Origin of the sequence: Pseudomonas sp. GV047 (genome assembly GCF_003058245.1) — a bacterium.
Lineage (GTDB): Bacteria > Pseudomonadota > Gammaproteobacteria > Pseudomonadales > Pseudomonadaceae > Aquipseudomonas > Aquipseudomonas marginalis.
Window position 1 is genome coordinate 77580 of the sequence record NZ_QCWA01000013.1, and the last position, 25607, is coordinate 103186.

At 61.5% G+C, this 25607-nt stretch carries 28 protein-coding genes; 11 read left to right on the forward strand and 17 right to left on the reverse strand.

The window, feature by feature from the left end; genetic code table 11:
- Positions 1-14: 14 nt before the first annotated feature.
- Both recJ and C8K58_RS26625 read right to left on the reverse strand, forming a co-directional pair.
- Positions 15-1724, reverse strand: a complete 1710-nt coding sequence (gene recJ, locus C8K58_RS26620; RefSeq protein ID WP_027605468.1) for a single-stranded-DNA-specific exonuclease RecJ — start codon at positions 1722-1724, stop codon at positions 15-17.
- Between the two features lie 96 nt (positions 1725-1820).
- Positions 1821-2363 carry a YaeQ family protein gene (locus C8K58_RS26625; RefSeq protein WP_027605467.1) on the reverse strand — a complete coding sequence of 181 codons (543 nt, stop codon included), beginning with the start codon at positions 2361-2363 and terminating at the stop codon, positions 1821-1823.
- A gap of 148 nt (positions 2364-2511) precedes the next feature.
- Here C8K58_RS26625 and C8K58_RS26630 point away from each other — a divergent pair, with 148 nt between their 5' ends.
- Both C8K58_RS26630 and C8K58_RS26635 read left to right on the forward strand, forming a co-directional pair.
- On the forward strand, positions 2512-3711 hold the full coding sequence (locus C8K58_RS26630) for a CaiB/BaiF CoA-transferase family protein (RefSeq protein WP_027605466.1): 1200 nt from the start codon (positions 2512-2514) through the stop codon (positions 3709-3711).
- Positions 3711-4595: a TIGR02285 family protein gene (locus C8K58_RS26635; RefSeq protein WP_027605465.1), complete on the forward strand. Its 885-nt coding sequence runs from the start codon at positions 3711-3713 to the stop codon at positions 4593-4595. Before C8K58_RS26630 ends, C8K58_RS26635 begins: the two co-directional genes overlap by 1 nt.
- A gap of 170 nt (positions 4596-4765) precedes the next feature.
- Here the strand turns inward: C8K58_RS26635 and C8K58_RS26640 are convergent, their stop codons facing one another.
- Entirely contained in the window at positions 4766-5050 is a 285-nt protein-coding gene (locus C8K58_RS26640; RefSeq protein WP_027605464.1) for a DUF3509 domain-containing protein, read from the reverse strand.
- Between the two features lie 311 nt (positions 5051-5361).
- On the opposite strand from C8K58_RS26640, the gene C8K58_RS26645 reads away from it, so the two are divergent.
- The gene (locus C8K58_RS26645; protein ID WP_108574628.1) at positions 5362-5583 is read left to right on the forward strand and encodes a hypothetical protein; all 222 of its coding nucleotides are present in this window, start codon (positions 5362-5364) and stop codon (positions 5581-5583) included.
- Between the two features lie 85 nt (positions 5584-5668).
- On the opposite strand, the gene thrC is transcribed toward C8K58_RS26645, so the two are convergent.
- From thrC to ffh, 9 genes are all read right to left on the reverse strand, one after another.
- The gene (thrC, locus tag C8K58_RS26650) at positions 5669-7078 is read right to left on the reverse strand and encodes a threonine synthase (RefSeq protein WP_027605462.1); all 1410 of its coding nucleotides are present in this window, start codon (positions 7076-7078) and stop codon (positions 5669-5671) included.
- A 67-nt stretch (positions 7079-7145) separates the two neighbouring features.
- Positions 7146-8450 (reverse strand): homoserine dehydrogenase, encoded by a 1305-nt coding sequence (locus tag C8K58_RS26655; protein ID WP_027605461.1) that lies wholly within the window; start codon positions 8448-8450, stop codon positions 7146-7148.
- Between the two features lie 129 nt (positions 8451-8579).
- Positions 8580-9311: a thioredoxin fold domain-containing protein gene (locus C8K58_RS26660; RefSeq protein ID WP_027605460.1), complete on the reverse strand. Its 732-nt coding sequence runs from the start codon at positions 9309-9311 to the stop codon at positions 8580-8582.
- A gap of 142 nt (positions 9312-9453) precedes the next feature.
- The gene (gene xerD / locus C8K58_RS26665; RefSeq protein ID WP_027605459.1) at positions 9454-10350 is read right to left on the reverse strand and encodes a site-specific tyrosine recombinase XerD; all 897 of its coding nucleotides are present in this window, start codon (positions 10348-10350) and stop codon (positions 9454-9456) included.
- A gap of 112 nt (positions 10351-10462) precedes the next feature.
- Positions 10463-10813, reverse strand: a complete 351-nt coding sequence (gene rplS / locus C8K58_RS26670; RefSeq protein ID WP_003175895.1) for a 50S ribosomal protein L19 — start codon at positions 10811-10813, stop codon at positions 10463-10465.
- Between the two features lie 45 nt (positions 10814-10858).
- Positions 10859-11632 (reverse strand): tRNA (guanosine(37)-N1)-methyltransferase TrmD, encoded by a 774-nt coding sequence (gene trmD / locus C8K58_RS26675; protein ID WP_177327730.1) that lies wholly within the window; start codon positions 11630-11632, stop codon positions 10859-10861.
- A complete protein-coding gene (gene rimM / locus C8K58_RS26680) occupies positions 11614-12150 on the reverse strand; it encodes a ribosome maturation factor RimM (RefSeq protein ID WP_027605457.1) in 537 nt (178 codons plus the stop codon). The genes trmD and rimM overlap by 19 nt, the downstream gene beginning before the upstream one ends.
- 5 nt (positions 12151-12155) lie before the next feature.
- On the reverse strand, positions 12156-12407 hold the full coding sequence (gene rpsP / locus C8K58_RS26685) for a 30S ribosomal protein S16 (RefSeq protein ID WP_003238923.1): 252 nt from the start codon (positions 12405-12407) through the stop codon (positions 12156-12158).
- Between the two features lie 250 nt (positions 12408-12657).
- Complete coding sequence (gene ffh, locus C8K58_RS26690) at positions 12658-14034, reverse strand: signal recognition particle protein (protein ID WP_003175900.1); 1377 nt, start codon at positions 14032-14034, stop codon at positions 12658-12660.
- A gap of 234 nt (positions 14035-14268) precedes the next feature.
- Here ffh and C8K58_RS26695 point away from each other — a divergent pair, with 234 nt between their 5' ends.
- The 3 genes from C8K58_RS26695 (at position 14269) to C8K58_RS26705 (ending at position 17891) form a co-directional block, all read left to right on the forward strand.
- Positions 14269-15081, forward strand: a complete 813-nt coding sequence (locus C8K58_RS26695) for an inner membrane protein YpjD (protein ID WP_065939219.1) — start codon at positions 14269-14271, stop codon at positions 15079-15081.
- 12 nt (positions 15082-15093) lie between these two features.
- Positions 15094-16332 (forward strand): transporter associated domain-containing protein, encoded by a 1239-nt coding sequence (locus C8K58_RS26700; protein WP_027605455.1) that lies wholly within the window; start codon positions 15094-15096, stop codon positions 16330-16332.
- 245 nt (positions 16333-16577) lie between these two features.
- A complete protein-coding gene (locus tag C8K58_RS26705; protein ID WP_027605454.1) occupies positions 16578-17891 on the forward strand; it encodes an MFS transporter in 1314 nt (437 codons plus the stop codon).
- A 63-nt stretch (positions 17892-17954) separates the two neighbouring features.
- On the opposite strand, the gene purT is transcribed toward C8K58_RS26705, so the two are convergent.
- The 5 genes from purT to C8K58_RS26730 all read right to left on the reverse strand — a co-directional run bounded on the left by purT (position 17955) and on the right by C8K58_RS26730 (position 21212).
- Positions 17955-19136 (reverse strand): formate-dependent phosphoribosylglycinamide formyltransferase, encoded by a 1182-nt coding sequence (gene purT / locus C8K58_RS26710; protein ID WP_027605453.1) that lies wholly within the window; start codon positions 19134-19136, stop codon positions 17955-17957.
- Positions 19137-19205: 69 nt separating this feature from the next.
- On the reverse strand, positions 19206-19673 hold the full coding sequence (locus C8K58_RS26715; protein ID WP_027605452.1) for a VUT family protein: 468 nt from the start codon (positions 19671-19673) through the stop codon (positions 19206-19208).
- Between the two features lie 164 nt (positions 19674-19837).
- On the reverse strand, positions 19838-20053 hold the full coding sequence (locus C8K58_RS26720) for a DUF1289 domain-containing protein (protein WP_027605451.1): 216 nt from the start codon (positions 20051-20053) through the stop codon (positions 19838-19840).
- Entirely contained in the window at positions 20050-20574 is a 525-nt protein-coding gene (locus C8K58_RS26725) for a gamma carbonic anhydrase family protein (protein ID WP_027605450.1), read from the reverse strand. Before C8K58_RS26725 ends, C8K58_RS26720 begins: the two co-directional genes overlap by 4 nt.
- A gap of 35 nt (positions 20575-20609) precedes the next feature.
- Entirely contained in the window at positions 20610-21212 is a 603-nt protein-coding gene (locus C8K58_RS26730; RefSeq protein WP_015885706.1) for a CoA pyrophosphatase, read from the reverse strand.
- Positions 21213-21358: 146 nt separating this feature from the next.
- Between C8K58_RS26730 and C8K58_RS26735 the strand changes: the two genes are divergently transcribed.
- The 5 genes from C8K58_RS26735 to C8K58_RS26755 all read left to right on the forward strand — a co-directional run bounded on the left by C8K58_RS26735 (position 21359) and on the right by C8K58_RS26755 (position 25589).
- Positions 21359-21907 (forward strand): NUDIX hydrolase, encoded by a 549-nt coding sequence (locus tag C8K58_RS26735; protein WP_027605449.1) that lies wholly within the window; start codon positions 21359-21361, stop codon positions 21905-21907.
- 37 nt (positions 21908-21944) lie between these two features.
- Positions 21945-22448: a murein L,D-transpeptidase family protein gene (locus C8K58_RS26740; RefSeq protein WP_027605448.1), complete on the forward strand. Its 504-nt coding sequence runs from the start codon at positions 21945-21947 to the stop codon at positions 22446-22448.
- A gap of 262 nt (positions 22449-22710) precedes the next feature.
- Positions 22711-23469: a GntR family transcriptional regulator gene (locus tag C8K58_RS26745; RefSeq protein ID WP_027605447.1), complete on the forward strand. Its 759-nt coding sequence runs from the start codon at positions 22711-22713 to the stop codon at positions 23467-23469.
- A 10-nt stretch (positions 23470-23479) separates the two neighbouring features.
- Complete coding sequence (gene nagA / locus C8K58_RS26750; RefSeq protein WP_027605446.1) at positions 23480-24586, forward strand: N-acetylglucosamine-6-phosphate deacetylase; 1107 nt, start codon at positions 23480-23482, stop codon at positions 24584-24586.
- The gene (locus tag C8K58_RS26755; RefSeq protein WP_371914536.1) at positions 24579-25589 is read left to right on the forward strand and encodes an SIS domain-containing protein; all 1011 of its coding nucleotides are present in this window, start codon (positions 24579-24581) and stop codon (positions 25587-25589) included. The genes nagA and C8K58_RS26755 overlap by 8 nt, the downstream gene beginning before the upstream one ends.
- Positions 25590-25607 lie beyond the last annotated feature (18 nt).

The following is a 25607-nucleotide window of genomic DNA, read 5'->3' on the forward strand; positions in this document are numbered from 1 at the left end:
GGCGTCGGTAAGATCTAGCGCGGCTCGATGTGGGCAATCATCAGTTGCACGGTTTCATTGCCACGAAACTCGTTCACATCCAGTTTGTAGGCCAACTCCACCCAACGTACGGTCGGGTTCGGCCAGACTTCCCGGTCGACGCCGAAGGCAATGCCATCGAGCTTCACCGACCCGCATTCGCTCTTGAGCACCACTTTCAGGTGCCGTTCCCCTACTACCCGCTGCTCGACCAGCTGGAACACGCCATGGAACAACGGTTCGGGAAAGTGCTGCCCCCACGGTCCGGCGTGGCGCAGTGCGCGCGCCAGCTCCAGGTGAAACTCTTCCACCGCCAGGGTACCGTCGGACAGCAGGCGCCCGGTGAGGTCTTCTTCGCGCAGCTGCCGACGCACTTCGGCGTCAAAGGCCTCGGCAAACAGTGGGAAATTTTCCTCGGGCAAGGTCAACCCCGCCGCCATGGCGTGGCCGCCGTATTTGGCGATCAGGTTGGGATGCTGGCTCGCAACCACCGCCAGGGCATCGCGGATGTGGAAGCCTTGCACAGAGCGCCCTGAGCCCTTGAGCAGCCCATCGCCTGCATCGGCGAAGGCAATGGTGGGGCGGAAATAGCGCTCCTTCATGCGCGACGCAAGAATGCCGATCACACCTTGGTGCCAGTCCGGATCAAACAGGCACAAGCCGTAGGGCATTGAGTCCACCGGCAAGTCCTTGAGCTGAGCCAGGGCTTCGCGCTGCATGCCCTGCTCGATGGATTTGCGGTCCTGGTTCATGCCGTCCAGTTGTGCGGCCATTTCCCGTGCCGCGGCGAAATCCGTGGTGAGCAGGCATTCGATGCCCAGGCTCATATCGTCCAGGCGCCCGGCGGCGTTCAAGCGTGGCCCGAGGATAAAGCCGAGGTCGGTGGAGGTGATGCGCGCCGCATCCCGCTTGGCCACTTCGAGGATCGCCTTGATCCCCGGCCGTGCGCGACCGGCACGAATACGCTCCAGGCCCTGATGCACGAGGATGCGGTTATTGGCGTCCAGGGGCACCACGTCGGCGACGCTGCCCAGGGCGACCAGGTCGAGCAGCTCGCCAATGTTGGGTTGAGGCTTGTTTTCATACCAGCCCAAACTGCGCAAACGCGCGCGCAGGGCCATCAGTACGTAGAAGATCACGCCCACGCCGGCCAGGGCCTTGCTCGGGAACTCACAGCCCGGCTGGTTCGGGTTGACGATGGCATCCGCCGCCGGCAGCTCATCCCCGGGCAAGTGGTGGTCGGTCACCAGCACCTTCAGCCCCGCCGCTTTTGCCGCCGCCACGCCTTCGACACTGGAGATGCCATTGTCCACGGTGATCAGCAACTGCGGCTCGCGCTGCAGGGCCACCGCGACGATTTCCGGGGTCAGGCCATAGCCGTATTCGAAGCGGTTGGGCACCAGGTAATCGACATGGGCCGCACCGAGCAAACGCAGGCCCAGGGTGCCTACGGTGCTGGCGGTGGCACCATCGGCGTCGAAGTCACCGACGATGAGGATGCGCTGGCGCTGCTCCAATGCCGTCACCAGCAAGTCCACCGCCGCGTCGATACCCTTGAGCTGCTGATAGGGAATCAACCGCGCCAGGCTCTTGTCCAGCTCGGCCTCGGACCGCACGCCACGTGCGGCGTAGAGACGGGTCAACAGCGGTGGCAATTCCCCCAGGAAGGGCAGGACGGCGGGCAACGGGCGGGGATCGATACGCATGGGTGACGGGAGCTTCTCTTTAATACAACGGTTAAACGACAACTCTGAAGGGAACACAGATCAAATGTGGGAGGGGGCAAGCCCCCTCCCACATTTTCAACCGCGTTCGCCGACCAGCCATTGCAGTTGCACTTCGTGCTGGCCACGGTCGTCGGTGACGAAGATCGTGCCTTCACTGATCATCACGTCCCACTTGATCACGCGGGGCATGTCCTTGGCCAGGACCTCCAGAATCTCCTGGGGCACTGCTGCGATGTGGACATTCTTCAGGGTGTTCGCCACCGGCACCACTTTGCCTTCCCAAACGCGCAAGCTGCCGTATGCCAGCAGGCTGGTACGCTCAGTGCGACGCGAGCACCAGGTCAGGCGGTCGGCATCCGGCTGGCCGACTTCAATCCAATGCAAAACCCGATCATCCAGGCTTTTTTCCCACAGGGCTGGCTCGTCTACATCTGACAGGCCACGACCGAACGCCAACTGTTCGTTGTAAAAAAGGGCGTAGGCCAGCAGGCGCACGGTCATGCGTTCTTCAGTTTCCGAGGGGTGGCGAGCGATGGTCTGCTTGACGCTCTCGTACACCGAACGGTCGAGGTCGGTGAGGTTGAGTTCGAATTTGTAGGTCGTGGACGGCTGGGCCATGAACGGGCTTCTAGAGACAGGGAAAGGCGGCCAGTCTAACCGATGGCGAGGTCATTCAACGAATCCTGCGCTGCATCATCCTTATCCCTGGGCTGCTCGCCTATGTTAAAAGGCTTCACACCACCGTTCCGCGCAGACAAGGATCCCCATGTCGTTTAATGCCAAACCGCTTGCCGGCCTGAAAGTCATCGAACTCGGCACCCTGATCGCCGGCCCCTTCGCCTCACGCATTTGTGCTGAATTCGGTGCCGAGGTGGTCAAGGTCGAGTCCCCGGACGGCGGCGACCCGTTGCGTAAGTGGCGCAAGCTGTACGAAGGCACCTCGTTGTGGTGGTTTGTGCAGGCGCGCAACAAAAAGTCCCTGACGTTGAACCTCAAGCACCCGGACGGGCTGGCGATTCTCAAGCAACTGCTGGCAGACGCCGACATCCTGATCGAAAACTTCCGCCCCGGCGTACTGGAGAAGCTTGGCCTGAGCTGGGAAACCCTGCATGGGCTGAACCCGAAACTGGTGATGGTGCGCCTCTCGGGTTTTGGCCAGACCGGACCGATGAAAGACCAGCCCGGGTTTGGTGCCGTGGGTGAGTCCATGGGTGGGCTGCGCTATATCACCGGTTTCGAAGATCGCCCGCCGGTGCGCACCGGAATCTCCATTGGCGACTCCATCGCCGCGCTGTGGGCGGTCATCGGCGCCTTGATGGCGCTGCGTCATCGCGAGGTTAACGGCGGTGTGGGCCAGGTGGTCGATGTGGCGCTGTATGAAGCCATCTTCGCCATGATGGAAAGCATGATCCCCGAGTTCGACGTATTCGGGTTTATTCGCGAACGTACCGGCAACATCATGCCCGGCATTACGCCGTCGTCGATCCACACCAGCGCGGACGGCAAGCACGTACAGATCGGTGCCAACGGTGATGCCATCTTCAAACGTTTCATGAGCGCCATCGGCCGGGAAGACCTGGCGAACGATCCACAATTGGCCAGCAATGACGGGCGCGACAGCCGTCGCGATGAACTCTATGGCGTGATTGATCGCTGGGTGAACTCGCTGCCGCTGGAGCAGGTGGTGGAGCAACTCAACAAGGCTGAAGTGCCCGCCAGCCGTATCTACAGTGCCGAGGACATGCTGGGCGACCCGCAATTCCTCGCGCGCGAGATGTTCCTCAAGGCCCGGCTTCCCGGCGGCAAGGACTTCAAGATGCCGGGCATCGTGCCCAAGCTGTCGGACACACCGGGCAGTTGCGAATGGGTGGGGCCGCAACTGGGTGAACACAACGGCGTGGTGCTGGGCGAGCTGGGATACGACGCCGCCGCCATTGTCCGCCTGCGTGAGCAAGGTGCAATCTGATGCCCCACGGCTGCAAACACTGGCTCATTGCGCTGTACCTGGCCGCCATGCTGGCCAGCGGCTGGTCCGTACCGGCGAGTGCAGAGGGCACGTTGATCTGGTTATTGCGCGACTTGCCGCCGCTGACCATCTTCGAAGGGCCAGGCAAAGGCCAGGGTGCCCTGGACCAGTTGCTGCCGATACTGATCGGACACTTGCCGGAGTATCGCCATCAGGTAATGCACGTCAATCGCGCGCGCGGCATGCAGATGCTGCGCGAGCCCACGCTCACCTGCGATCCATCCTTGCTGTGGACGGCCGAGCGGGCCAGGTACATCGTATTTTCCAGGCAGGCGTTTGTGGTCGCCAGTAATGGCATCACGATCCGGCGCAGCCAACAGGGCGCCCTGGCGGCGTTTATCGTAGACGGCCAGTTCGACCTGCAGGCCTTCTTCGACGCCCATGAGGCAAGGGTCGGCGCGATCGCGGAACGCAGCTACGGCGCCGTTATCGATGAGCGACTGAAACAGGCCGACACACACAAACTCGCACTGCACTACGGCAACGATGCCCTTGGCAGCTTGCTGCAGATGCAGCGCCTGGGCCGGCTGGAGGCGGTGCTGGGCTATTGGCCGGAAATCCGCTACCACGCGATGCAACAGGGGATCGCAGCCGACGACCTCAGCTTCTACCCCATCAAGGGCACAGCGCCTTACCAGCGCACGCATATCGGCTGCTCGGATACACCTGAGGGGCGCGAGGCCATGGAACGGATCAACCAGGTCCTGCTCAGCCTCCCGCTGGAACACGTACAGCAGTCCTACGCTGCCTGGCTGGACCCTGCCATGCGTGAACACTACCTGCGAGACAACCCGAGCTTTTTCCAGGACTCGCCAGCGCCGTGACAAATCCCAGGCAAAAAGAAACCCCGAAGAGTGGGGAGACACTTCGGGGTTAAACGTGGCCTACAAAGACCAGTACAACAAGGCACAAACACCGGAGCACAATGTTTGCTCTTGCTGTTACGAAATCTGACCGGCCATGACGTGGGAAGTTTCCATCTATAAACAATTCTTCATGCAACGGCAGCGCTGCGGGTCTGGGCGGCATTGCGCAAGGCCGCGATGACCGAGGGTTCCAGGCGTCCTTCAGCGATCTTGAGGTCACGCAGCAGGCAATCCACCACATCCACCAATAGGCGCTTATCGAGCAATTGCGCCCGGTCGACTTCACGCTCGACCATGATCGCACCGGCGGGGTTCTTTACGGTTACCAGGCACTCGTCCTGCACACCTGCGGTGGTCAATGTCACCTGATAAGGGCTCAGTGCTTCTTCGAGCAATAGGCTGATACTTTCCATCTCGATCACCACTCAATAGTTCGCAAACATTCTTGTAAACGGGAGCTGCATCTATCCTAAGTGACTGGTTGTGACGTAGGAAAGTTCGCTTTTTCGTTTATGCGGGGTTGTCGGGGGATGACGTTTCCAGCATGCGCTTGCAACATGACAGGCAAAAAACGGCGGCACATAAATGCTTACGCAATGGGCTGCTGTTTTGGGCTCCCCCTGCCGCGCAGGCCATGGGTGAATCCTATACTCGATGAGCGCTGATCACGGTGCCACGTGGGTAAAGCGTATGCCAAAGGCCCTTATTGCGAAGGAGGAATGCGATGGTGGAAAACGATGAGCGACTGGCGACGATGGAGAAAATGCATGCCGATGTAAGGCGCATCTACGCAGAAATATCACGCATGCAGGCTGAGCAAGACAAGCTCAGATCGGAATCCCTGGAAATAAACTGTGAAACTTTCTGGTACCCCATGGGCGTAGCAATGGCTGTGGTCGCAACGATTGCTTCGATTACTGGAGTAGCGATTAAGTTGCTCTTGTAACCGGCACGCCGTCGGGCCTGCCAGAAACAAAAAACGCCGCTGACCCAAGGAAGGGAAAGCGGCGTTTTTGTCTGGGTGACCTGCCTTACAAAGGCTTGCCACGATTGCCATGCTGGCTGACAAACGCCTGCATCGCCTTCAAGTCATTCGGCAGCACCGTGCAGCGCTCTTCACGCTCGAACAGGTCGGTCAGATGCACCGGCAGTTCCAGCGCCTTGCCGACACCCGCCTTCTCCACCGCTTCCGGGAATTTCACTGGATGGGCGGTGCCGAGGATCACCATCGGGATATCCAGGCTGCGACGGCATTCGCGGGCGGCCTTGACCCCAATGGCGGTGTGCGGGTCGAGCAACTCGCCGGTCTGGGCGTAGACCTCGGCGATGGTTTCACAGGTCTGCGCGTCATCCACGGCCAGGGAGTCGAACAGCTTGCGGGTTTCGGTCCAGCGCTCTTCATCAACGCTGAAACCGCCGCCGCTCTTGAAGGTGTCCATCAAACCGGCGATGGCTGCGCCGTTGCGACCGTGCATGTCGAACAGCAGGCGTTCGAAGTTCGACGACACCATGATGTCCATGGACGGCGACAGGGTGGCGTGCAGGGTTTCCTTGACGTACTGGTTGCCGCTCATGAAGCGGTGCAGGATGTCGTTGCGGTTGGTGGCGACGATCAACTGGTTGATCGGCAGCCCCATGTTACGGGCCAGGTAGCCGGCGAAGATGTCGCCGAAATTGCCGGTCGGCACCGAGAACGATACCGAGCGCGCCGGGCCGCCCAACTGCAGCGAGGCGTGGAAGTAGTAGACGATCTGGGCCATGATCCGCGCCCAGTTGATCGAGTTCACCGCCACCAGGCGTGTGCCTTTGAGGAAGCCCTGGTCGGCGAAGCTGTTCTTGACCATTTCCTGGCAGTCATCGAAGTTGCCTTCGATGGCGATGTTATGGATGTTCTCACCGAAGATGGTGGTCATCTGGCGGCGCTGTACTTCCGACACACGCTTGTGCGGGTGCAGGATGAAGATGTCGACGTTTTCGCAGTGCTTGCAGCCTTCGATGGCGGCCGAACCGGTATCACCGGAGGTGGCGCCGATGATCACCACGCGCTCGCCGCGCTTCTCCAGCACGTAGTCCAGCAGACGACCCAGCAGTTGCAGGGCGAAGTCCTTGAACGCCAGGGTCGGGCCATGGAACAGCTCGAGCACCCATTCGTTGCCGTTGAGCTGGCGCAGAGGCGCGATGGCGCTGTGGGAAAACACGCCGTAGGTCTCTTCCAGAATCTTTTTGAAATCAGCATCGGGGATGCTGCCGGTGACGAATGGGCGCATCACCCGGAACGCCAGCTCGTGGTACGGCAGGCCGGCCCACGAAGCGATTTCTTCCTGGGTAAAGCGTGGCAGGTTTTCCGGCACGTACAGGCCGCCGTCGGTGGCAAGGCCTGCCAGCAAGACGTCTTCGAAATTCAGGGCCGGTGCCTGGCCGCGGGTGCTGATGTAACGCATGACTGGCTCCTCTAAAACATTCTCGAACAGAGGCCGCCGCACACACGGGGCCTCTGGAACAGATCGGTTAGTTCAGGTGTTCGACGCGAATCCGCACCACCGGGCCCACGACGCCTTGCAAGGCTTCCAGCGCGGTGATGGCATCGTTGATGTGCTGCTCGAGCACCCGGTGGGTCAGCAGGATCATCGGCACCTGGCCGTTCTGCTCCTCGACTTCCTTCTGCATGATCGACTCGATGTTGATACCGCGCTCCGACAGGATACTGGCCACCTGGGCCAACACGCCCGGGTGATCCTTGGCCTGGATGCGCAGGTAGTAGGCGCTTTCGCAGGCCTCGATCGGCAGGATCGGGTGGGCCGACAGCGAATCCGGCTGGAAGGCCAGGTGCGGCACGCGGTTTTCCGGGTCGCTGGTCATGGCGCGAACCACGTCCACCAGGTCGGCGATCACCGACGAAGCGGTCGGCTCCATGCCGGCACCGGCGCCGTAGAACAGGGTGGACCCGGCAGCGTCACCGTTGACCATCACGGCGTTCATCACGCCATTGACGTTGGCGATCAGGCGGTCGGCCGGGATCAGCGTCGGGTGCACACGCAACTCGATACCCGCCGGGGTGCTGCGTGCGACACCGAGGTGCTTGATGCGGTAGCCCAGGGCTTCGGCGTAGTTCACGTCGGCAGTGGTCAGCTTGGTGATGCCTTCGGTGTAGGCCTTGTCGAACTGCAGCGGGATACCAAAGGCGATGGACGCCAGGATGGTCAGCTTGTGCGCCGCGTCGATGCCTTCCACGTCGAATGTCGGGTCGGCTTCGGCGTACCCCAGGGCCTGGGCTTCGGCCAGTACGTCTTCGAAGGTACGGCCCTTCTCGCGCATTTCGGTGAGGATGAAGTTACCGGTGCCGTTGATGATGCCAGCCACCCAGTTGATGCGGTTGGCGGACAGGCCTTCACGGATCGCCTTGATCACCGGGATACCGCCGGCAACCGCGGCTTCGAACGCCACGATCACGCCCTTCTCGCGGGCCTTGGCGAAGATCTCGTTGCCGTGTACAGCGATCAGCGCCTTGTTGGCGGTGACCACGTGCTTGCCGTTTTCGATCGCCTTGAGCACCAGCTCACGAGCCACGGTGTAACCGCCCACCAGCTCGATGACGATATCGATTTCAGGGTTGGTGGCCACGGCGAAGACATCGTTGGTAATCGCAATACCGGTCGTTTGGAACTGAGGCTTTGGCGAACGCGTGGCAATTTGCGCCACTTCAATCCCGCGCCCTGCACGGCGGGAAATTTCTTCAGCATTACGCTGAAGTACGTTGAAGGTGCCGCCACCGACGGTCCCTAACCCACAGATGCCTACTTTGACCGGTTTCACTGAAGAACTCCCCATGAAACGGCCGACGCTAGGTCGGCCGTGGAAAACAGCCGCACAACTGCGGCTTTCAATTAATGGCCCGTCGACTTATCCACAGGCCATGATCGTCAAAGGTTCGACGATGCTGGTTTATTTGGCACCCAGCGCCAGTTTGGCAACTTGTGGTGCCGGCTGGTAGCCCGGAATCACCTGGCCGTCAGCCAAAACGATGGCCGGTGTACCGTTGACGCCGATGGACTGGCCCAGGGCAAATTGCTTCGACACCGGGTTGGCGCACTTGGCGGCCTTGATTTCCTTGCCATCGACCATCTTGTCCATGGCCGCTTTCTTATCGGCCGAGCACCATACGGCCTGCAACTGCTCGTCGCCCGGCGAACCCAGGCCCTGGCGCGGGAACGCTACGTAGCGGACTTCCACACCCAGCTTGTTCAGCGCAGGCACTTCGGCATGCAACTTATGGCAGTACGGGCACGTGGTGTCGGTAAACACGGTGATATGGGTCTTGGTCTCGCCGATGGCCGGGTAAACCACGGTTTCAGCCACCGGGATGCCGTTGATCAGCTTGGACACGCCCAGGCGCTCGGCTTTCTCGGTCAGGTTGACCGGCTTGCCGTCCTTGAGCTGGAACAGGTAGCCCTGGACGATGTACTGACCGTCTGCACTGGCGTACAGCACGCGGCTGCCCTTGAGCTTGACTTCATACAGGCCGGCCATCGGGCTGGCACTGATGCTTTCGATTGGGGTATCGAGCTGCAGGTTGGCCAGGCTCTTGCGGATGGTCTGCTCGGCAGCGTCATCGGCGACGGCAAAGGTGGAAACCAACGCAATGGCTGCGGCGGCAATAATCTGGGTCAAGCGCATGGAAACTCCTGAAGGCAGATGCAGGGACGGGTGCAGGCGCGCCAATACGGAAACACGAGTGCGGGCGGTCCCCTTTGCTAACCGGCAAAGCCTACCACAGTTGGGCCGCAGGGCAGCCCGTGGCGGCATAAATTGGCGCTTTTCAGCCTCGCGGGTGGTGCTTGGCATGCATATCCTGCAAGCGCGCACGCGCCACATGGGTGTAGATCTGGGTGGTGGATAAGTCGCTGTGCCCGAGCAGCATTTGCACCACGCGCAAATCCGCACCGTGGTTGAGCAAATGGGTGGCGAATGCATGGCGCAAGGTGTGGGGCGACAGGCTCTTGCCGATCCCCGCGACCCTGGCCTGGTGTTTGATGCGATGCCAGAACGTCTGGCGGGTCATCTGTTCGCCACGCTGGCTGGGAAACAGCACATCGCTGGGCCGCCCGCCAAGCAGCTCGCTACGGGCATCGCGCATGTAGCGCTCGACCCACACAATCGCTTCCTCCCCCATCGGCACCAGCCGTTCCTTGCTGCCCTTGCCCATTACCCGCAGCACCCCCTGGCGCAGATTGACTTGCTCCAGGGTCAGGCTGATCAGCTCCGTGACCCGCAGGCCACAGGCATACAACACTTCCAGCATGGCGCGGTCACGCTGGCCGATGGCTTCGCTGAGGTCGGGCGCAGCGAGCAAGGCATCGACGTCGGCTTCCGACAGGGATTTGGGCAAGGGCCTGCCCAGTTGCGGCATATCGATTTGCAGGGTCGGATCGAGGGCGATCAGTTTTTCCCTCAGCAAATAACGATAAAACCCACGCACACCGGAGAGAAATCGTGCAGTGGAACGGGGCTTGTAATTCTGTTCCAGGCGCCAGGCCAGATGATCGAGGATCAGCTCGCGACCGGCATTGATCAGTTCCAGGTTTTTTTCCTGCAGCCAGCCGTTGAACAGCGCCAGGTCGCTGCGGTAGGCCTGGCGGGTGTTATCTGACAGGCCTTTCTCCAGCCATAGGGCATCGAGGAAACGGTCGATCAGGGGGTGGTCGATGGCAGGCATAGGGACTCGAACAGAAAAGTGGCGGAATCAGGTAGATCCTATCCCGGACCTCAAATCGCGGGCACAAAAAAGCAGCCCGTAGGCTGCTTTTTTCTGCATCGGGAAGCTGGACTTAAGCCAGTTTTTCCTTGATGCGAGCTGCTTTACCGGACAGGTCACGCAGGTAGTACAGCTTGGCTTTACGTACGTCACCGCGACGCTTAACGGCCATGCTGTCGATTTGCGGGCTGTAGGTCTGGAAAGTACGCTCTACGCCAACACCGTTGGAGATTTTACGAACAGTGAAAGCACTGTTCACACCACGGTTACGCTTGGCGATTACCACGCCTTCGAACGCTTGCAGACGCGAACGGTCGCCTTCCTTCACTTTCACCTGAACGACAATGGTGTCGCCCGGGGCAAAGGTAGGGATCTCTTTGGTCATCTGCTCTGCTTCGAGTGCAAGGATGATTTTGTTAGTCATGCTGTGCTCCTAAGGTAAGTCAATGGACCTACCATCGATACGTTGTTAACTATCGTCCCGCGCGAGGATGTATTCCTCGAGCAGCTTCTTCTCTTCTCCAGAAAGCGAGCGGCTTTCCAGAAGATCGGCGCGTCGTTCATAGGTCCGACCAAGGGACTGCTGTAAACGCCAACGCCGGATGTGTGCGTGATTGCCACTTAGCAATACGTCGGGAACACGCTGATCCGCATACACCTCCGGTCGGGTGTAGTGCGGGCAATCCAGCAAACCGTCCGTGAAGGAATCTTCCTCCGCGGAGTCCGCATGCCCTAAAGCTCCAGGCAGCAGTCGTGTAACCGCATCTATCAGGACCATCGCCGGCAGCTCGCCGCCAGACAGGACATAGTCCCCAATCGACCACTCTTCATCGACATGAGCATCAATAAAACGCTCGTCAATGCCTTCATAGCGACCGGCAATCAGGATCAGTGCTTCCTCATTCGCCAGTTCGCGGACCCCAGCCTGCTTCAGCTGACGGCCTTGAGGGGACAGGTAAATTACCTTCGCCTTCTCCCCGGCGGCTGCCTTGGCCTGAACCAACGCATCTTCCAGGGGCTTGATCTTCATCACCATGCCCGGGCCACCGCCAAATGGGCGATCGTCCACAGTGTGATGTCGATCCGTCGTGTAGTCTCGCGGGTTCCAACAGGTGAGCTGCAACAGCCCCTGCTTCACCGCCCGACTGGTGATGCCGTACTCGCTGATGGCGGAGAACATCTCGGGAAACAAACTGATCACTTCAATGCGCAAATTAGCCACGCTTAGAAGTCCGCGTCCCATTCCACCTTCATCTCGCCCGCCGCCAGGTCAACAGCCAACACGCATTGCTCGGTATAGGGCAACAGGCGTTCGCGATCATCCAGGCTGCCAGCGCAAGGCTTGACCACCATTACATCATTGGCGCCGGTTTCCAGAAGATGATCGATTTTCCCGAACAATTGCCCGAGTTGATCAATAACCTTCAGACCTTCCAGCTGGTACCAGTAGTACTCGCCGTCGGTCAATTCAGGGAACAGGTTGCGCGGCACGCAGATCTCATAACCGGCCAGAAGACGAGCTTCTTCACGATCATCAAGACCCTTGAGCTTCGCGACCAGGAACTTATCGCTCCCGCGTCCACTGACCAGCTCGACCTGTTTCACACTACCTTCGCGCTTGAGCGTCCAGGTCTTGTACTGCAACAGGTTTTCAGTCGGATCAGTAAAGGAATACACCTTCACTTCGCCGCGAACGCCATGAACAGAATAAATCTTGCCGATAACGATCAAATCATCAGCAACAGTTGGCGTCGCGTTCATATTGCTCAGGCTGCGGCCTTAGCCGAGTCCTTCAACAACTTGGCAACACGCTCAGACGGTTGTGCACCAACGCTCAGCCAGTAGGCTACGCGCTCTTGGTTCACGGACAGGCGGACTTCTTGACCACGAGCGATCGGGTTGAAGAAACCTACTTGTTCCTTGTGAGAGCCGTCACGTGGGTTGCGGCTGTCAGTTACGGTCAAGTGGTAAAACGGGCGCTTTTTGGAGCCGCCAAGGGCAAGACGGATTGTTAGCATGTGAACATCGTTCCTGTAGTCGGTGCTGCAAATCTAAATGCACAGCGGGCATAGGTGCCCGAAAGGCCGCATATTCTAAGGAATATCCGGACTTTTGCAAATGTCTTTTTCTGGCGCCTATCAGCGTGCCATTCAGATCTGCTAGAGAGCCGTCGGTTAAAACGGCAGGTCAGCCCCCGCCAACGGCGGGTTTGCTGGAGATCCCACATCCCTGTGGGTCGGAGCAGGAGTGAACTCCCGCTCGAATACTTTACATTTTCGGCATGCCGCCGCCGGGCAACATACCGCCCATGCCGCGCATCATCTTGGCCATTCCGCCCTTGGCGGAGAATTTCTTCATCATCTTCTGCATCTGCTTGTGCTGCTTGATCAAGCGCCCGATGTCCTGCACCTGGGTGCCGGAACCCATGGCGATCCGACGCTTGCGCGAACCGCTGATCAGCTCAGGGTCGCGGCGCTCGGCCGGGGTCATGGAGTTGATGATGGCTTCCATCTGCTTGAACTGCTTCTCTGCCGCGCCCTGGGCATTGCCCATTTGCGCCAGGTTCACGCCGCCGATGTTCGGCAGCTTGTCCATCAGGCCGCCGAGGCCGCCCATGTTCTTCATTTGTTGCAGCTGGTCGCGGAAGTCTTCGAGGTCGAAGCCTTTGCCCTTCTTCAACTTTTTCGCAAGCTTATCGGCTTTGTCCTTGTCGAGCGTCGCTTCGGCCTGCTCGATCAGGCTGAGCACGTCACCCATGCCGAGGATACGCGAGGCGATACGCTCAGGGTGGAACGGCTCGAGCGCTTCGCTCTTCTCGCCCATACCGATGAACTTGATCGGCTTGCCGGTGATGGCACGCACCGACAGCGCGGCACCGCCACGGGCGTCGCCGTCGACCTTGGTGAGGATCACGCCGGTCAGCGGCAGCGCGTCGCCGAAGGCCTTGGCGGTGTTGGCCGCATCCTGGCCGGTCATGGCATCGACCACGAACAGCGTCTCGACCGGGTTGATCGCGGCATGCAGCGCCTTGATCTCGCCCATCATCTCTTCATCGATGTGCAGGCGACCGGCGGTATCGACGATGACCACGTCGATGAACTTGAGCCTTGCTTCTTTAATAGCAGCGTTGGCGATGTCGACCGGCTTCTGGCTCAGGTCGGACGGGAAGAAGGTCACGCCCACTTCGCCCGCGAGCATTTCCAGCTGCTTGATGGCCGCCGGACGGTACACGTCGGCCGACACCACCATCACGGACTTCTTCTTGCGCTCTTTAAGGAAGCGCGCCAGCTTGCCGGCGGTGGTGGTCTTGCCCGCACCTTGCAGACCGGCCATCAGCACGACGGCCGGTGGCACGGCACTGAGGTTCAAATCTTCGTTGGCCGCGCCCATCAGGCTTTCGAGTTCGGCCTGGACGATCTTCACAAAGGCCTGGCCCGGGGTCAGGCTGCGGGACACTTCAGTGCCGACCGCGCGCTCCTTGACCGAGTTGACGAAGTCCTTGACCACAGGCAAGGCGACGTCGGCTTCCAGCAACGCCATGCGCACTTCGCGCAGGGTGTCTTTAATATTGTCCTCGGTCAGCTTGGCCTTGCCGGTTACATGGCGCAGCGTCTGCGAGAGACGGTCAGTCAGGTTTTCAAACATGCGCGATCCTTTCAGGCCCTATTCATCGAAATGCATTGGTAGACCGAGGTAATGGCGGCCCAGGCTGTGGTAAATCGCTATTAAACACAGCGTTCGGCGAGCCTGCGGCGTGGGCTGGTCGCGGATTATAGCGAAGACTGCGCCCATGCACACCCGCTGTCTGGCCCTGGAGTCTTTCGTGGAGCGCAGGTGTGTGCCAAACTCAGCGCCTTTCGGGCTTGTCTATCAGGATTTATGCTCCCCTTGTCACCCAGTTTGCTACCCAGCCTCGCCGCCGCCATCTTGTATGCCGCTGCGACCCTCTATCAGGGCTCTCGTCTGGCCCAAGGCGCCAAGGCGGACAAACGCCTGCTGGTCGGCCTTGGCGTCCTCGCCCTGCTGGCCCATGCCGCGAGCCTGTTCACCCACCTGATGACGCCGGTTGGCCTGGGCCTGGACTTCTTCAGCGCCGCCAGCCTGATCGCCGCGGCGGTGATTGCGCTGACGCTGATGGCCTGTTATCGGATTCCTGTCGAGAACCTGCTGGTCCTGCTCTTCCCATTGGGCGTACTGACGGTGCTGCTCGCGCAGTTCGCCCCCACCGGCACGGTGCAGGTGATCGATGAAGAGCCAGGCATCCTCGCTCATATCCTGCTGTCGATCCTGGCCTACGGCATGTTCACCATCGCGGTGTTCCAGGCCTTGCTCCTGCTGTTGCAGGACCACCAGCTCAAGCACAAGCACCCTTCCGGACTGATCAAGAACTTCCCGCCGCTGCAAACCATGGAAAGCCTGCTGTTCGGTTTCCTGTGGGCCGGCTGGACGCTGCTGTCGCTGTCGCTGATTTCCGGTTGGCTGTTCGTCGAAAACCTGTTTGCCCAGCACCTGGTGCACAAGACCCTGCTGGCGTGCCTGGCCTGGGTGGTGTTCAGCGTATTGCTGTGGGGCCGCAACCGCCTTGGCTGGCGCGGGCACAAGGCGATTCGCTGGACCCTGGCCGGTTTCTGCCTGCTGATGCTGGCCTATTTCGGCAGCAAGCTGGTTCGCGAATACATCCTGCATATCTGACGGGCAGCCAAAATGGACAACTTGCCCCTGGGGCCGATGCTCGCGGTAATCGCCTTGCTGGTGTTATGGGCGGCGCTGTTTACCGCCATCGAAGCCGCACAACAACACCTGCTGGCCTTGCGCCCCGGTACGCGCCAGGGCGACAAGGCTGCCGCCCGCCTGAGTTTCCCGCGCCACAGCCTGATCCTGTGCAACAGCCTGTGCCGTGCGGCCGTGGTCATCCTCTGCACCCTGCTGGCGATTTATGCCTGGGCACAGAACGGCCCGTGGCTCGGCTGGCTGATCTCCTGCGCCGTCCTGCTGATCCTGGCCGACTACCTGCCCCGCGCCCTGGCAACCCGGCATCCGCAAGCGGTGCTGGGCTTCGGCAACACGCTGCTGGGCGTGCCATTGAAAATCCTCTATCCCGCCGCCTGGCTGCTCAATGGCATCAGCCTGTTGCTGCTGCGCCCGTTTGCCCGCAAGCCCGGCGTGGTGAAAAACAGCGACGAGCCACAGCCCGACCACGACGATGAACCGCAACCCGAGGCCGACGACAGTCGTACCCCTGGCATGCCGGGCATCCACGCCCTGGACAACATCACCGTCAATGACATCCTGGTGCCCCGCAGCGAAGTGGACGGTATCAACCTGGATGACTCGATCGAAGAAATCATCGAGCAACTGCGCACCTCCCCGCGCACTCGCCTGCCGGTGTTCCACAGTGACATCAACCAGGTCGAGGCCGTACTGAACACCCGGCTGATCCAGCATCTGCTGCCGGACGCCAGCCTGACCAAGGAAGCCTTGCTCGAGGCCTCCTACGAACCCTACTTCGTCCCGGAAAGCACGCCCCTGCAACTGCAATTGCTGAACTTCCACAAGCAGCAGCGGCGCCTGGGCATGGTGGTGGATGAATACGGCGAAGTCCTGGGTATCGTCACCCTGGAAGATATTCTCGAAGAAATCGTCGGCGAATTCGAAAACGAGCAAAGTGCGGACAACCCGCATATCGAAGCGCAGCCCGATGGCCGCTATATCATCGACGGCGCCGCGTCGATCCGCGAATTGAACAAGAGCCTGGGCTGGCACCTGCCCAGCGACGGCCCCAAGACCCTCAACGGCCTGGTCACCGAGGCCCTGGAAACCATTCCGGATTGCGCGGTGTGCCTGAAGATCGGCCGCTACCGCCTGGAAATCCTCGAGACCGAGGATAACCGCGTCAGCAAGGTGCTGATCTGGCATACCAGCCACATGCCTGTGGCCGCATGACTTCCTGATAAACCGCAATCCAGTCACTTGTTGTAATTCCAAACCCCTTCCTATAATCCCTGCGGCTTACCCAAGCCCCGCCCGACCGCGTGCTACCCGCACTCAGCGTGTCCAGGCACCGCTTTACCATGTCCGACCGGTGTTCGCTCCCATCCCGAGCCGCCCCGCGCACAACCCTGATCCAAGGGTGTTCGACCCAATAATAATCCGCGTCCAAACGCGCAATGACCGTCAGGGATACCGCCATGAGCACCACCTATAAAGAGGCCGCGACCGCCGCCCCGACCAACTCGACCGCACGTGTCGCCACCGCGAGCATCGTCGGCACCGCCATCGAGTTCTACGACTTCTATATCTATGCCACGGCTGCCGCGCTGGTGATCGGGCCGGTGTTCTTTCCGCAGACTTCCGGTACCGCGCAGATGCTGGCGTCGTTCCTGACCTTCGGTATCGCCTTTATCGCCCGCCCTCTGGGCTCGGCGCTGTTCGGCCACTTCGGCGACCGCATCGGCCGCAAGTCGACCCTGGTGGCCTCGCTGCTGCTGATGGGCGTGTGCACCACGCTGATCGGCCTGCTGCCCGGTTATGACAGCATCGGTGCCTGGGCACCTATCCTGTTGTGTGTGCTGCGCTTCGGCCAAGGCCTGGGGCTAGGCGGGGAATGGGGCGGTGCAGCGTTGCTGGCCACCGAGAACGCACCGAAAGGCAAGCGCGCCTGGTTCGGCATGTTCCCGCAACTGGGCCCATCGATCGGGTTCCTGGCGGCCAACGGCTTGTTCCTGATCCTGGCGATGAGCCTGAATGACGAGCAGTTCCGCAGTTGGGGCTGGCGCATCCCGTTCATCCTCAGCGCAGCCTTGGTGATGGTCGGCCTGTATGCGCGCCTGAAGCTGCATGAAACCCCGGTGTTCGCCAATGCCGTGGCGAAGGAAGCCCCGGTGAAAGTGCCGCTGGTGGAGCTGTTCAGCCAGCATTGGTTGCCGGTCCTGCTGGGCGCCGCGTCGATGGTGGTGTGCTACGCGCTGTTCTACATCACCACGGCCTTTTCCCTGAGCTACGGCGTTTCGACCCTGGGCTACAGCCGCGAGACGTTCCTGGGGTTGCTGTGCTTTGCAGTGCTGTTCATGGGCCTGGCCACACCGTTGGCGGCCTTGGCCAGTGATCGCTACGGGCGCAAACCGGTGCTGATCGTCGGCGCGGTCCTGGCGATTCTGTCGGGCTTCACCATGGAGCCATTGCTGACCCACGGTTCGACCTGGGCCGTAGCGCTGTTTTTGGCCCTGGAGCTGTTCCTGATGGGGGTGACCTTCGCGCCGATGGGTGCGCTGTTGCCGGAATTGTTCCCGACTCGCGTGCGTTATACCGGGGCTTCGGCGGCGTATAACCTGGGTGGGATCGTGGGTGCTTCGGCCGCACCGTTCTTCGCAACCAAGCTGGTGGCGATGGGTGGGCTGAGTTATGTCGGTGGGTATGTGTCGGCGGCGGCGTTGCTCAGCTTGATTGCGGTGCTGTGCCTGAAAGAGACGCGGGATAATGATTTGAACAGGGTTGCCGGATAAACAGCTATCGGGGCAGGCCCCCTCCCACATTCGAGTGTGGGAGGGGGCTTGCTCCCGATGCTTTTAGAGCTCTACCACAACCGCTTGGGAAGCACGGGTCGCCTTGGCACGAGCCGCTTCAATCGACTCATCCCGCGCCAACGCCACGCCCATGCGGCGCTGGCCATTCACTTCTGGCTTGCCAAACAGACGCAACGCCGTGTCCGGCTCACTCAAGGCCGCGCCGAGGTTGGCGAATGCGGTCTGGGTCGACTGCCCTTCCACCAGAATCACCGCCGAAGCCGAAGGCCCGAACTGACGGATCAACGGGATCGGCAGGCCGAGGATGGCGCGCGCATGCAGGGCAAACTGTGACAGGTCCTGGGAAATCAGGGTCACCAGGCCGGTGTCATGGGGGCGCGGCGACACTTCGCTGAACCACACCTGATCGCCTTTGATGAACAGCTCCACGCCAAACAGGCCACGACCGCCCAACGCCTCGGTCACTGCCTTGGCCACGCGCTCGGACTCGGCCAGGGCAACCGGGCTCATGGCTTGCGGCTGCCAGGATTCCTGGTAGTCGCCCTTCTCCTGACGGTGGCCGACCGGCGCGCAGAAGGTGGTGCCGCCGATGTGACGCACGGTCAGCAGGGTGATTTCGTAGTCGAAGTCGATAAAGCCTTCGATGATCACCCGGCCTTTACCGGCACGCCCGCCTTCCTGGGCGTAGTCCCAGGCTTTCTGCACGTCGTCGACGCTGCGCAGCAGGCTCTGGCCCTTGCCCGACGAGCTCATCACCGGCTTGACCACGCAGGGGAAGCCCAGGTCCTGGACGGCCTTGCTGTAGTCTTCGAAGGTGTCGGCGAAGTGGTACGGCGAGGTCGGCAGGTCCAGCTCTTCGGCGGCCAGGCGACGGATGCCCTCACGGTTCATGGTCAGCGACGTGGCGCGGGCGGTCGGGATCACCGTGAAGCCTTCGGCCTCCAGCTCCACCAGGGTGGCGGTGGCGATGGCTTCGATTTCCGGCACGATGAAGTGCGGTTTTTCCGCTTCGATCACCGCACGCAGGGCGGCACCGTCGAGCATGTTGATCACATGGCTGCGATGGGCAACCTGCATGGCCGGCGCGCTGGCGTAGCGATCCACGGCAATCACTTCAACGCCCAGGCGTTGCAGTTCAATCACCACTTCCTTGCCCAGCTCACCGCAGCCACACAGCAAAACGCGGGTCGCGGTTGGCGACAATGGAGTTCCGATTCGGGTCATCTCAGGTCCTCAGGGGAGCGGATCATGGGGAGAAAGGCCGGCATTTTACATGAACTGTAAAAATTGGCCTCAGTTGGCGACGGCCCGCTTGCGGATGCGCCAGGCCATGATCAGCCACACCACCGTGACCCCGGCGAACTTCGACGCCAAGGCAGTGCCCACCACGGCAGGGGTGAGCGCACCGATCAGGCCGAAGAAGATAAAGGTATCAAGGGGAATGCTCAGCGCCGAACTTATCCACAGGCGGTCGTGGAGCGGGCGCTTGGTGATGCTGAACACCAGCCAGTCGATGCACTCGGACACCGCGAATGCCGTGGCGCTGGCCAGGGCGATGGAGGGATCGGAGGTGATATACGACAATGCCAGCGCCGCCAGCATGGCGATGATCGCCCCATGGCCGAAGCGGGTCTGCACCATGTCGCGCAGGATAAACACCAGGCCGCCCCAAGCCGACCAGATGACGTCCAGGTGCGGGGCGGTGGAGAAGGCGAAGTTGATCAGCACGACGCTGCTGATGTAGGCGATCAGGAAGAGCATGGGGCGAGGGACCTGTGAACAAGGGGCACAGGGTACTTCACATTTGGAAATATGTCGTCTGGGCGGACCTCATCGGGGGCAAGCCCCCTCCCACACTTAACCGCGTTTAATCTGTAGGAATGCGGTCAAAATGTGGGAGGGGGCTTGCCCCCGATGGCGATCCATCAGGCGCCGGATTTACCAGAAGCCATAAACACCAACCCACCCGCCACCGCCCGCTCATGACACAAACCCAACACCACCCGGCGCTCGGCGTTGTCCATGCGGCTCCAACGCGTAATCTCATCCACGGTGCGCTGGCAGCCGGTGCAGATATCGTCATCATCCAGCGCACAAATACTCACGCAGGGCGATGCGACAGGTCGTTCAACTGCACTCATTCTTCCTGCTCTGCCAGATCCCGCGCGTAACGCTGGGCGTTATGCACATAGTGCGCAGCGCTGGCTTCCAGCATCCGCTTCTGTGCGTCGGTCAATTCACGCACCACTTTGCCCGGCGAGCCCATCACCAGGGAACCATCGGGGATTTCCTTGCCTTCACCGATCAACGAGTTGGCGCCGATGATGCAGTGCTTGCCGATCTTGGCGCCGTTGAGGATCACCGCATTGATACCGATCAGGCTGTAATCGTCGACCGTGCAGCCATGCAGCATGGCGTTATGGCCGATGGTCACGCCGGTGCCCAGGGTCAGCGGGTAGCCCATGTCGGTGTGCATCACGCTGCCGTCCTGCACGTTGCTGTTCTTGCCGATCAGGATCAGCTCGTTGTCGCCACGCAGCACCGCGTTGAACCAGACATTGGCGCCCTCCTCCAGCTTGACCTTGCCCACCAGCGTGGCATTCGGCGCCACCCAGCTGTGCGGATGGGTCTCGACGCGGGCATCGCCCAGACGGTATTTCATGCTGTTCCCTCACGGCTGGCCGTTCAAACGACGGCTTAGGTATTGATGAAGCTCTTGGGCGGCTGGTGCAGGCTGATCTGGGCGTCGTCATAAAGCAGGTTGATCAACTCGACGATCATGATTGCCGTCAGGCCCCAGATCTTGTATTCGCCGAAGCGATAACTGGGCACGTACCAACTGCGGCCCTGGTAATCGATGCGGTGGGTATGTTCGCGCGGGTCCTGTCGGAAAAAATCCAAAGGCACGCTGAAGACGGCGGCAATCTCGGCATCGTTGGCCAGGTATTCGACATAGTCGGGGATCACCCCCACATAGGGCGTGACCCGGATGCCGTGCAGGGAGATCAACGGACTCAGCGGGCCGATGACCTCCACCAGGCCGGGGGGCAGGCCGATTTCTTCTTCGGCTTCACGCAGGGCGGTGAAGATCAGGTCCGGGTCTTCGGGGTCGCGGCGCCCGCCGGGAAAGGCCACTTCGCCACCATGGGTCGACAGGCCGCTGGCGCGCAGGGTCAGGATCAGCTCAGGTTCGTCACTGCGGGTAATCGGCACCAGCACCGCGGCCTCGGGGAAACGCCCGTCGGTTTCCAGCGTGTGGGGGGTGTGATTGCTTACCCGGCGAAGTAGCTCGTCCAGCATGAGTCATCTCGGTCTGTTGGCTACCTTGCATCATGCACCAAAGCCGCCGGGCGCCCAACCCCAAAACCCGGAGCATGTCGCTAAACGACAACTTGCAGGGCCCTGCCAGCCAAGCCAAGATAGACGCACTTTCCAGGAACCCCAGCATGAATTTCTGCAGCCAGTGCGGTAAACCGGTTACCCAGCGCATTCCCGAAGGCGACGCCCGCCTGCGTTTCGTGTGTGATCACTGCTCGACCATTCACTATCAGAACCCCAATATCGTCGCCGGCACCCTGCCGGTATGGGGCGATAAAGTGCTGCTGTGCCGCCGCGCCATCGAGCCGCGCCTGGGTTACTGGACCCTGCCCGCAGGCTTCATGGAGAACGGCGAGACCGTGGAACAGGCCGCCATGCGCGAAACCCTGGAAGAGGCCTGCGCCCGGGTGCGCAACCTGAGCCTCTACACCCTGATCGATGTGCCGCACATCAGCCAGGTGCATATCTTCTACCGCGCCGAACTGGTCGACCTGGACTTCGCCGCAGGCCCCGAAAGCCTCGAAGTGCAGCTGTTCGACGAGGCGGACATCCCTTGGTCCGAGCTGGCTTTCCGCACGGTCGGGCGTACCCTAGAATACTTTTTCGCTGACCGCCGCCAGCAGTCGTTCCCGGTGCGCAGCGAAGCCGTGCCACCTCTTTCCAAGCCCGCCCAATAACCATTCGGCAGCTCGTCGCCACAGGGATACCGTTTTAATGCGTTGGTTGCTTGCTCTGATCTGCCTGTCGTTCGCCACGCTTTCGCCGGCCTCTACCGTGGAAACCCTGGGCGGCAAGACGGTCGAAAAAGTCCTGGTGCTCAAGTCCGCCCACCAATTGCAGTTGATCAACGACGGCAAGCCCCTCAAGACCTATCGGATTTCCCTGGGCAAGAACCCCAAGGGCCACAAGCTGATCGAGGGCGACCGCCGCACGCCGGAAGGCCTGTACTGGATCGACTGGCGCAAGACCAGCGACCGCTACTACCTGTCCATGCACATCTCCTACCCGAATATCAGCGATGCCGCCCGCGCCCGCCGCGAAGGGGTGAAGCCCGGCAGCATGATCATGATCCACGGCACGCCCGACACCGAAGAGTACCCGGAGCAGTGGTTCCACACCCTGGACTGGACCGACGGCTGCATCGGCATGCGCAACGTCGACATGCGCGAAGTCTGGAACCTGGTCAAGGACGGCACGCTGATCGAGATCCGCCCGTAAATCTTCGACCGTTCGTAATTTAATTAAAAATATTTCCCTCCCCCTCCCACGCCTGCCGGTGAATACCAGTTCACCGCGCGGGCTGCGCATTTCTGCGCGCGATAAAGACCTCTCTAATACCACTTGATACCAGGCACCATTAAGGCGCCCTGAAACCGGTACTTGCACCGTTTTAGCGGCATTGACATGGTATTTAAGTGGTATTAGCTTCCGGCCAATACCGGGCGACAACACTCCAATAACCGCATCGGAAACTTCATAGATGAACCCCATCCTGACGCTGCGTCCCGACGACAAGCAATCCACGCCGCTGTACCTGCAATTGGCCCGCAACCTCGAAGCGGCGATCCATGCCGGCCAGTGGAAATCCGAACAGGCCCTGCCCTCGGAGCGCGCCCTCAGCGAACAGCTGAGCATTTCGCGGGTCACCGCCCGTAAAGCGTTGGAAGTGTTATTCGCCCAAGGCCTGATCCGCCGCAGCCAGGGCTCCGGCACCTTTATCACGCCACGCCTGGAACAGCCGCTGTCGCGCTTGTCGGGGTTCAGCGAGATGTTGCGCCTCAAGGGCTTTGTGCCCAGCTCCCAATGGCTCGAGCGCGAGATCACCCCGCCGACCCACGAAGAACTGATCCGCCTGTGCCTGTCGCCGACCGACAAGGTGGCGCGTCTCAAACGCCTGCGTAAGGCCGATGACACCGTGATGGCCATCGAGATGACCGCCATGCCCGCCTCGGTACTGCCGCAGCCGCAAGCCATCGGCCATTCGCTGTACGAATACCTGGAAGGCATCGGCAAACCCATCGTTCGCGCCCTGCAACACATCCAGGCGATCAACGCCTCGGACGAATTCGCCAGGCTGGTGGGCATCGCCCCCGGCACCGCCATGCTGCTGATGACCCGGGTCGGCTACACCGCCGACAACACGCCGATCGAAATCACCGACACCTACTGCCGCAACGACTACTACGACTTTGTCGCAGAGCTTCGCCGTTATGACTTTGCCGCCGAGTTGCGGCCTTAGAGAACTGCCCATGTCCGAAGACAATATCCTCACGCCCCACGGCTGGATGCGCGGCCGCCTGGTGCACCAGCACGGCAAGGTCATCGCCATCGAGGGCGAACCTTGCGACCCGGCTGAAAACGACTTGCCCTACCTGCTGCCGGGTTTTATCGACCTGCACGTCCACGGCGGCGGCGGTAAAGACATCATGGAAGGCGCCGACGCTTTCGAGACCATCACCCGCACCCATGTGCGTTTTGGTACGACGTCGCTGTTGGCCACCACCATGACCGCGCCGGTGGATGAAATCTCCAGCGTGCTCGGCCAACTCGGGCGCTTCTGCGAGCAGCGTCCTACGGGCAGCGCCCGGGTACTCGGCGTGCACCTGGAAGGCCCCTACATCAACCCGGGAAAACTCGGCGCGCAGCCCAACTTCGCCCACACCGCCTTGATGGCCGAAGTCGAAGCCTACCTGCGCCTGGCGCCGATCCGGGTGATCACCATCGCCCCGGAAATCGCCGGCCACGACGCCCTGATCCGCGCCCTCAGCGAACGCGGCGTGCGCATGCAGATCGGCCACACCCTGGGCAGCTATGAAGAAGGCGTCGCCGCCCTCGCCGCCGGCGCCACCAGCTTCACCCATTTGTACAACGCCATGAGTCCGTTGCATCACCGCGAACCCGGCATCGTCGGCGCGGCACTGGCCCACGCCAAGTACGCCGAGCTGATCCCGGATCTGCTCCACGTGCACCCCGGCGCCATGCGCGTGGCCCTGCGCGCGATCCCGTGCCTGTACTGCGTCACCGATTCCACCGCCGCCGCCGGCATGCCCGACGGCGAGTACAAGCTGGGCAGCCACACCGTGACCAAATGCCTGGGCGGCGTGCGCCTGGCCGACGGCACCCTGGCCGGCAGCACCCTGACCATGGATCAGGCGCTGCGCAACCTGGTGAAGATCGGCCTGCCCATCAGCGAAGCCTCACAACGCCTGTCGCAATTTCCGGCGGACTACCTGGGCCTGGAACAACGCGGTCGCCTGCAACCCGGCAGCTTTGCCGACTGCGTGCGCCTGGACCGCTCCCTGCACCTCACCGACGTCATGGTCGAAGGAGAAACCATTGTCTTCAAAAATGCTTGAAGAGGCCTTGGCCTCCGGTGACGCCGTCGCGGCGCAACTGCAACGCCTGGGCCCACGGCTGGAAGAAGTCGCCGGCCGCCTGCGCCGCCAGCCGCCGCAAGTGGCGATGACCATTGCGCGGGGCAGCTCGGACCACGCCGCCAGCTACTTCGCCTACCTGGCCATGCAGCATGTCGGCATCCCGGTGGCGTCGTTGCCGATGTCGGTGGTGACCTTGTTGCAAGCACCCATGAAAGTCAGCGGCCAGGTAGCGTTCGGTTTCTCCCAGTCGGGGCAGAGCCCGGACCTGGTCAACAGCCTGCGCCTGTTGCGCAAGCGTGGCGCCTTGAGCATCTCGCTGGTCAACGCCGAAGACTCGCCGCTGGAAGCCGCCTGCGAATTCCATGTGCCCCTGTGCGCCGGGCCGGAACTCAGCGTGGCCGCGACCAAGAGCTTTATCGCCACCCTCAGCGCCAGCGCGCTGTTGATCGGCCACTGGAACCAGGAGCCCGACTTGCTGCAAGCCTGCCAGGCCCTGCCCGAAGGCCTGCGTGAAGCCGCCAGGCAGGACTGGACCCACGCAATCGAGGCGCTGCGCGGCTGCCAGCAACTCATGGTGATCGGCCGGGGCGCCGGTTTTGCCATCGCCCAGGAAGCGGCGCTCAAGCTCAAGGAAACCTCGGCGATCCAGGCCGAAGCCTTCAGCAGCGCCGAGGTGCGCCACGGGCCGATGGCCTTGATCGGCGCGGACTACCCGCTGCTGGTCTTCGCACCACGGGGTGCCGAGCAAGCCGGCCTGTTGAGCCTGGCCGCCGATATGCGCCAACGCGGTGCCCGCGTGCTGCTCGCAGCACCGGACGATATCGCCGAACGCGACTTGACCCTGAGCCGCGCCGAACACCCGAGCCTGGACCCGATCCTGGCGATCCAGAGTTTCTATGTCATGGCGGCCGGCCTGTCCGTCGCCCGAGGCATGGACCCGGACCAGCCGCGCCACCTGAGCAAAGTTACCCGCACTCACTGAGTCGCGCTTTCCTGATGA

Excerpts from the sequence above, each read along its gene's own strand:
- C8K58_RS26630 (WP_027605466.1), top strand. The coding sequence starts at position 2,512 with ATGTCGTTTAATGCCAAACCGCTTGCCGGCCTGAAAGTCATCGAACTC.
- C8K58_RS26700 (WP_027605455.1), top strand. The coding sequence starts at position 15,094 with ATGGACAACTTGCCCCTGGGGCCGATGCTCGCGGTAATCGCCTTGCTG.
- rimM (WP_027605457.1), bottom strand. The coding sequence starts at position 12,150 with ATGAACGCGACGCCAACTGTTGCTGATGATTTGATCGTTATCGGCAAG.
- C8K58_RS26635 (WP_027605465.1), top strand. The coding sequence starts at position 3,711 with ATGCCCCACGGCTGCAAACACTGGCTCATTGCGCTGTACCTGGCCGCC.
- xerD (WP_027605459.1), bottom strand. The coding sequence starts at position 10,350 with ATGCCTGCCATCGACCACCCCCTGATCGACCGTTTCCTCGATGCCCTA.
- purT (WP_027605453.1), bottom strand. The coding sequence starts at position 19,136 with ATGACCCGAATCGGAACTCCATTGTCGCCAACCGCGACCCGCGTTTTG.
- C8K58_RS26745 (WP_027605447.1), top strand. The coding sequence starts at position 22,711 with ATGAACCCCATCCTGACGCTGCGTCCCGACGACAAGCAATCCACGCCG.
- nagA (WP_027605446.1), top strand. The coding sequence starts at position 23,480 with ATGTCCGAAGACAATATCCTCACGCCCCACGGCTGGATGCGCGGCCGC.
- rplS (WP_003175895.1), bottom strand. The coding sequence starts at position 10,813 with ATGACTAACAAAATCATCCTTGCACTCGAAGCAGAGCAGATGACCAAA.
- rpsP (WP_003238923.1), bottom strand. The coding sequence starts at position 12,407 with ATGCTAACAATCCGTCTTGCCCTTGGCGGCTCCAAAAAGCGCCCGTTT.
- C8K58_RS26645 (WP_108574628.1), top strand. The coding sequence starts at position 5,362 with ATGGTGGAAAACGATGAGCGACTGGCGACGATGGAGAAAATGCATGCC.
- C8K58_RS26720 (WP_027605451.1), bottom strand. The coding sequence starts at position 20,053 with ATGAGTGCAGTTGAACGACCTGTCGCATCGCCCTGCGTGAGTATTTGT.
- C8K58_RS26695 (WP_065939219.1), top strand. The coding sequence starts at position 14,269 with ATGCTCCCCTTGTCACCCAGTTTGCTACCCAGCCTCGCCGCCGCCATC.
- ffh (WP_003175900.1), bottom strand. The coding sequence starts at position 14,034 with ATGTTTGAAAACCTGACTGACCGTCTCTCGCAGACGCTGCGCCATGTA.
- recJ (WP_027605468.1), bottom strand. The coding sequence starts at position 1,724 with ATGCGTATCGATCCCCGCCCGTTGCCCGCCGTCCTGCCCTTCCTGGGG.
- trmD (WP_177327730.1), bottom strand. The coding sequence starts at position 11,632 with ATGGGACGCGGACTTCTAAGCGTGGCTAATTTGCGCATTGAAGTGATC.
- C8K58_RS26730 (WP_015885706.1), bottom strand. The coding sequence starts at position 21,212 with ATGCTGGACGAGCTACTTCGCCGGGTAAGCAATCACACCCCCCACACG.
- C8K58_RS26740 (WP_027605448.1), top strand. The coding sequence starts at position 21,945 with ATGCGTTGGTTGCTTGCTCTGATCTGCCTGTCGTTCGCCACGCTTTCG.
- C8K58_RS26660 (WP_027605460.1), bottom strand. The coding sequence starts at position 9,311 with ATGCGCTTGACCCAGATTATTGCCGCCGCAGCCATTGCGTTGGTTTCC.
- thrC (WP_027605462.1), bottom strand. The coding sequence starts at position 7,078 with ATGCGTTACATCAGCACCCGCGGCCAGGCACCGGCCCTGAATTTCGAA.
- C8K58_RS26640 (WP_027605464.1), bottom strand. The coding sequence starts at position 5,050 with ATGGAAAGTATCAGCCTATTGCTCGAAGAAGCACTGAGCCCTTATCAG.
- C8K58_RS26735 (WP_027605449.1), top strand. The coding sequence starts at position 21,359 with ATGAATTTCTGCAGCCAGTGCGGTAAACCGGTTACCCAGCGCATTCCC.
- C8K58_RS26755 (WP_371914536.1), top strand. The coding sequence starts at position 24,579 with ATGCTTGAAGAGGCCTTGGCCTCCGGTGACGCCGTCGCGGCGCAACTG.
- C8K58_RS26725 (WP_027605450.1), bottom strand. The coding sequence starts at position 20,574 with ATGAAATACCGTCTGGGCGATGCCCGCGTCGAGACCCATCCGCACAGC.
- C8K58_RS26715 (WP_027605452.1), bottom strand. The coding sequence starts at position 19,673 with ATGCTCTTCCTGATCGCCTACATCAGCAGCGTCGTGCTGATCAACTTC.
- C8K58_RS26625 (WP_027605467.1), bottom strand. The coding sequence starts at position 2,363 with ATGGCCCAGCCGTCCACGACCTACAAATTCGAACTCAACCTCACCGAC.
- C8K58_RS26705 (WP_027605454.1), top strand. The coding sequence starts at position 16,578 with ATGAGCACCACCTATAAAGAGGCCGCGACCGCCGCCCCGACCAACTCG.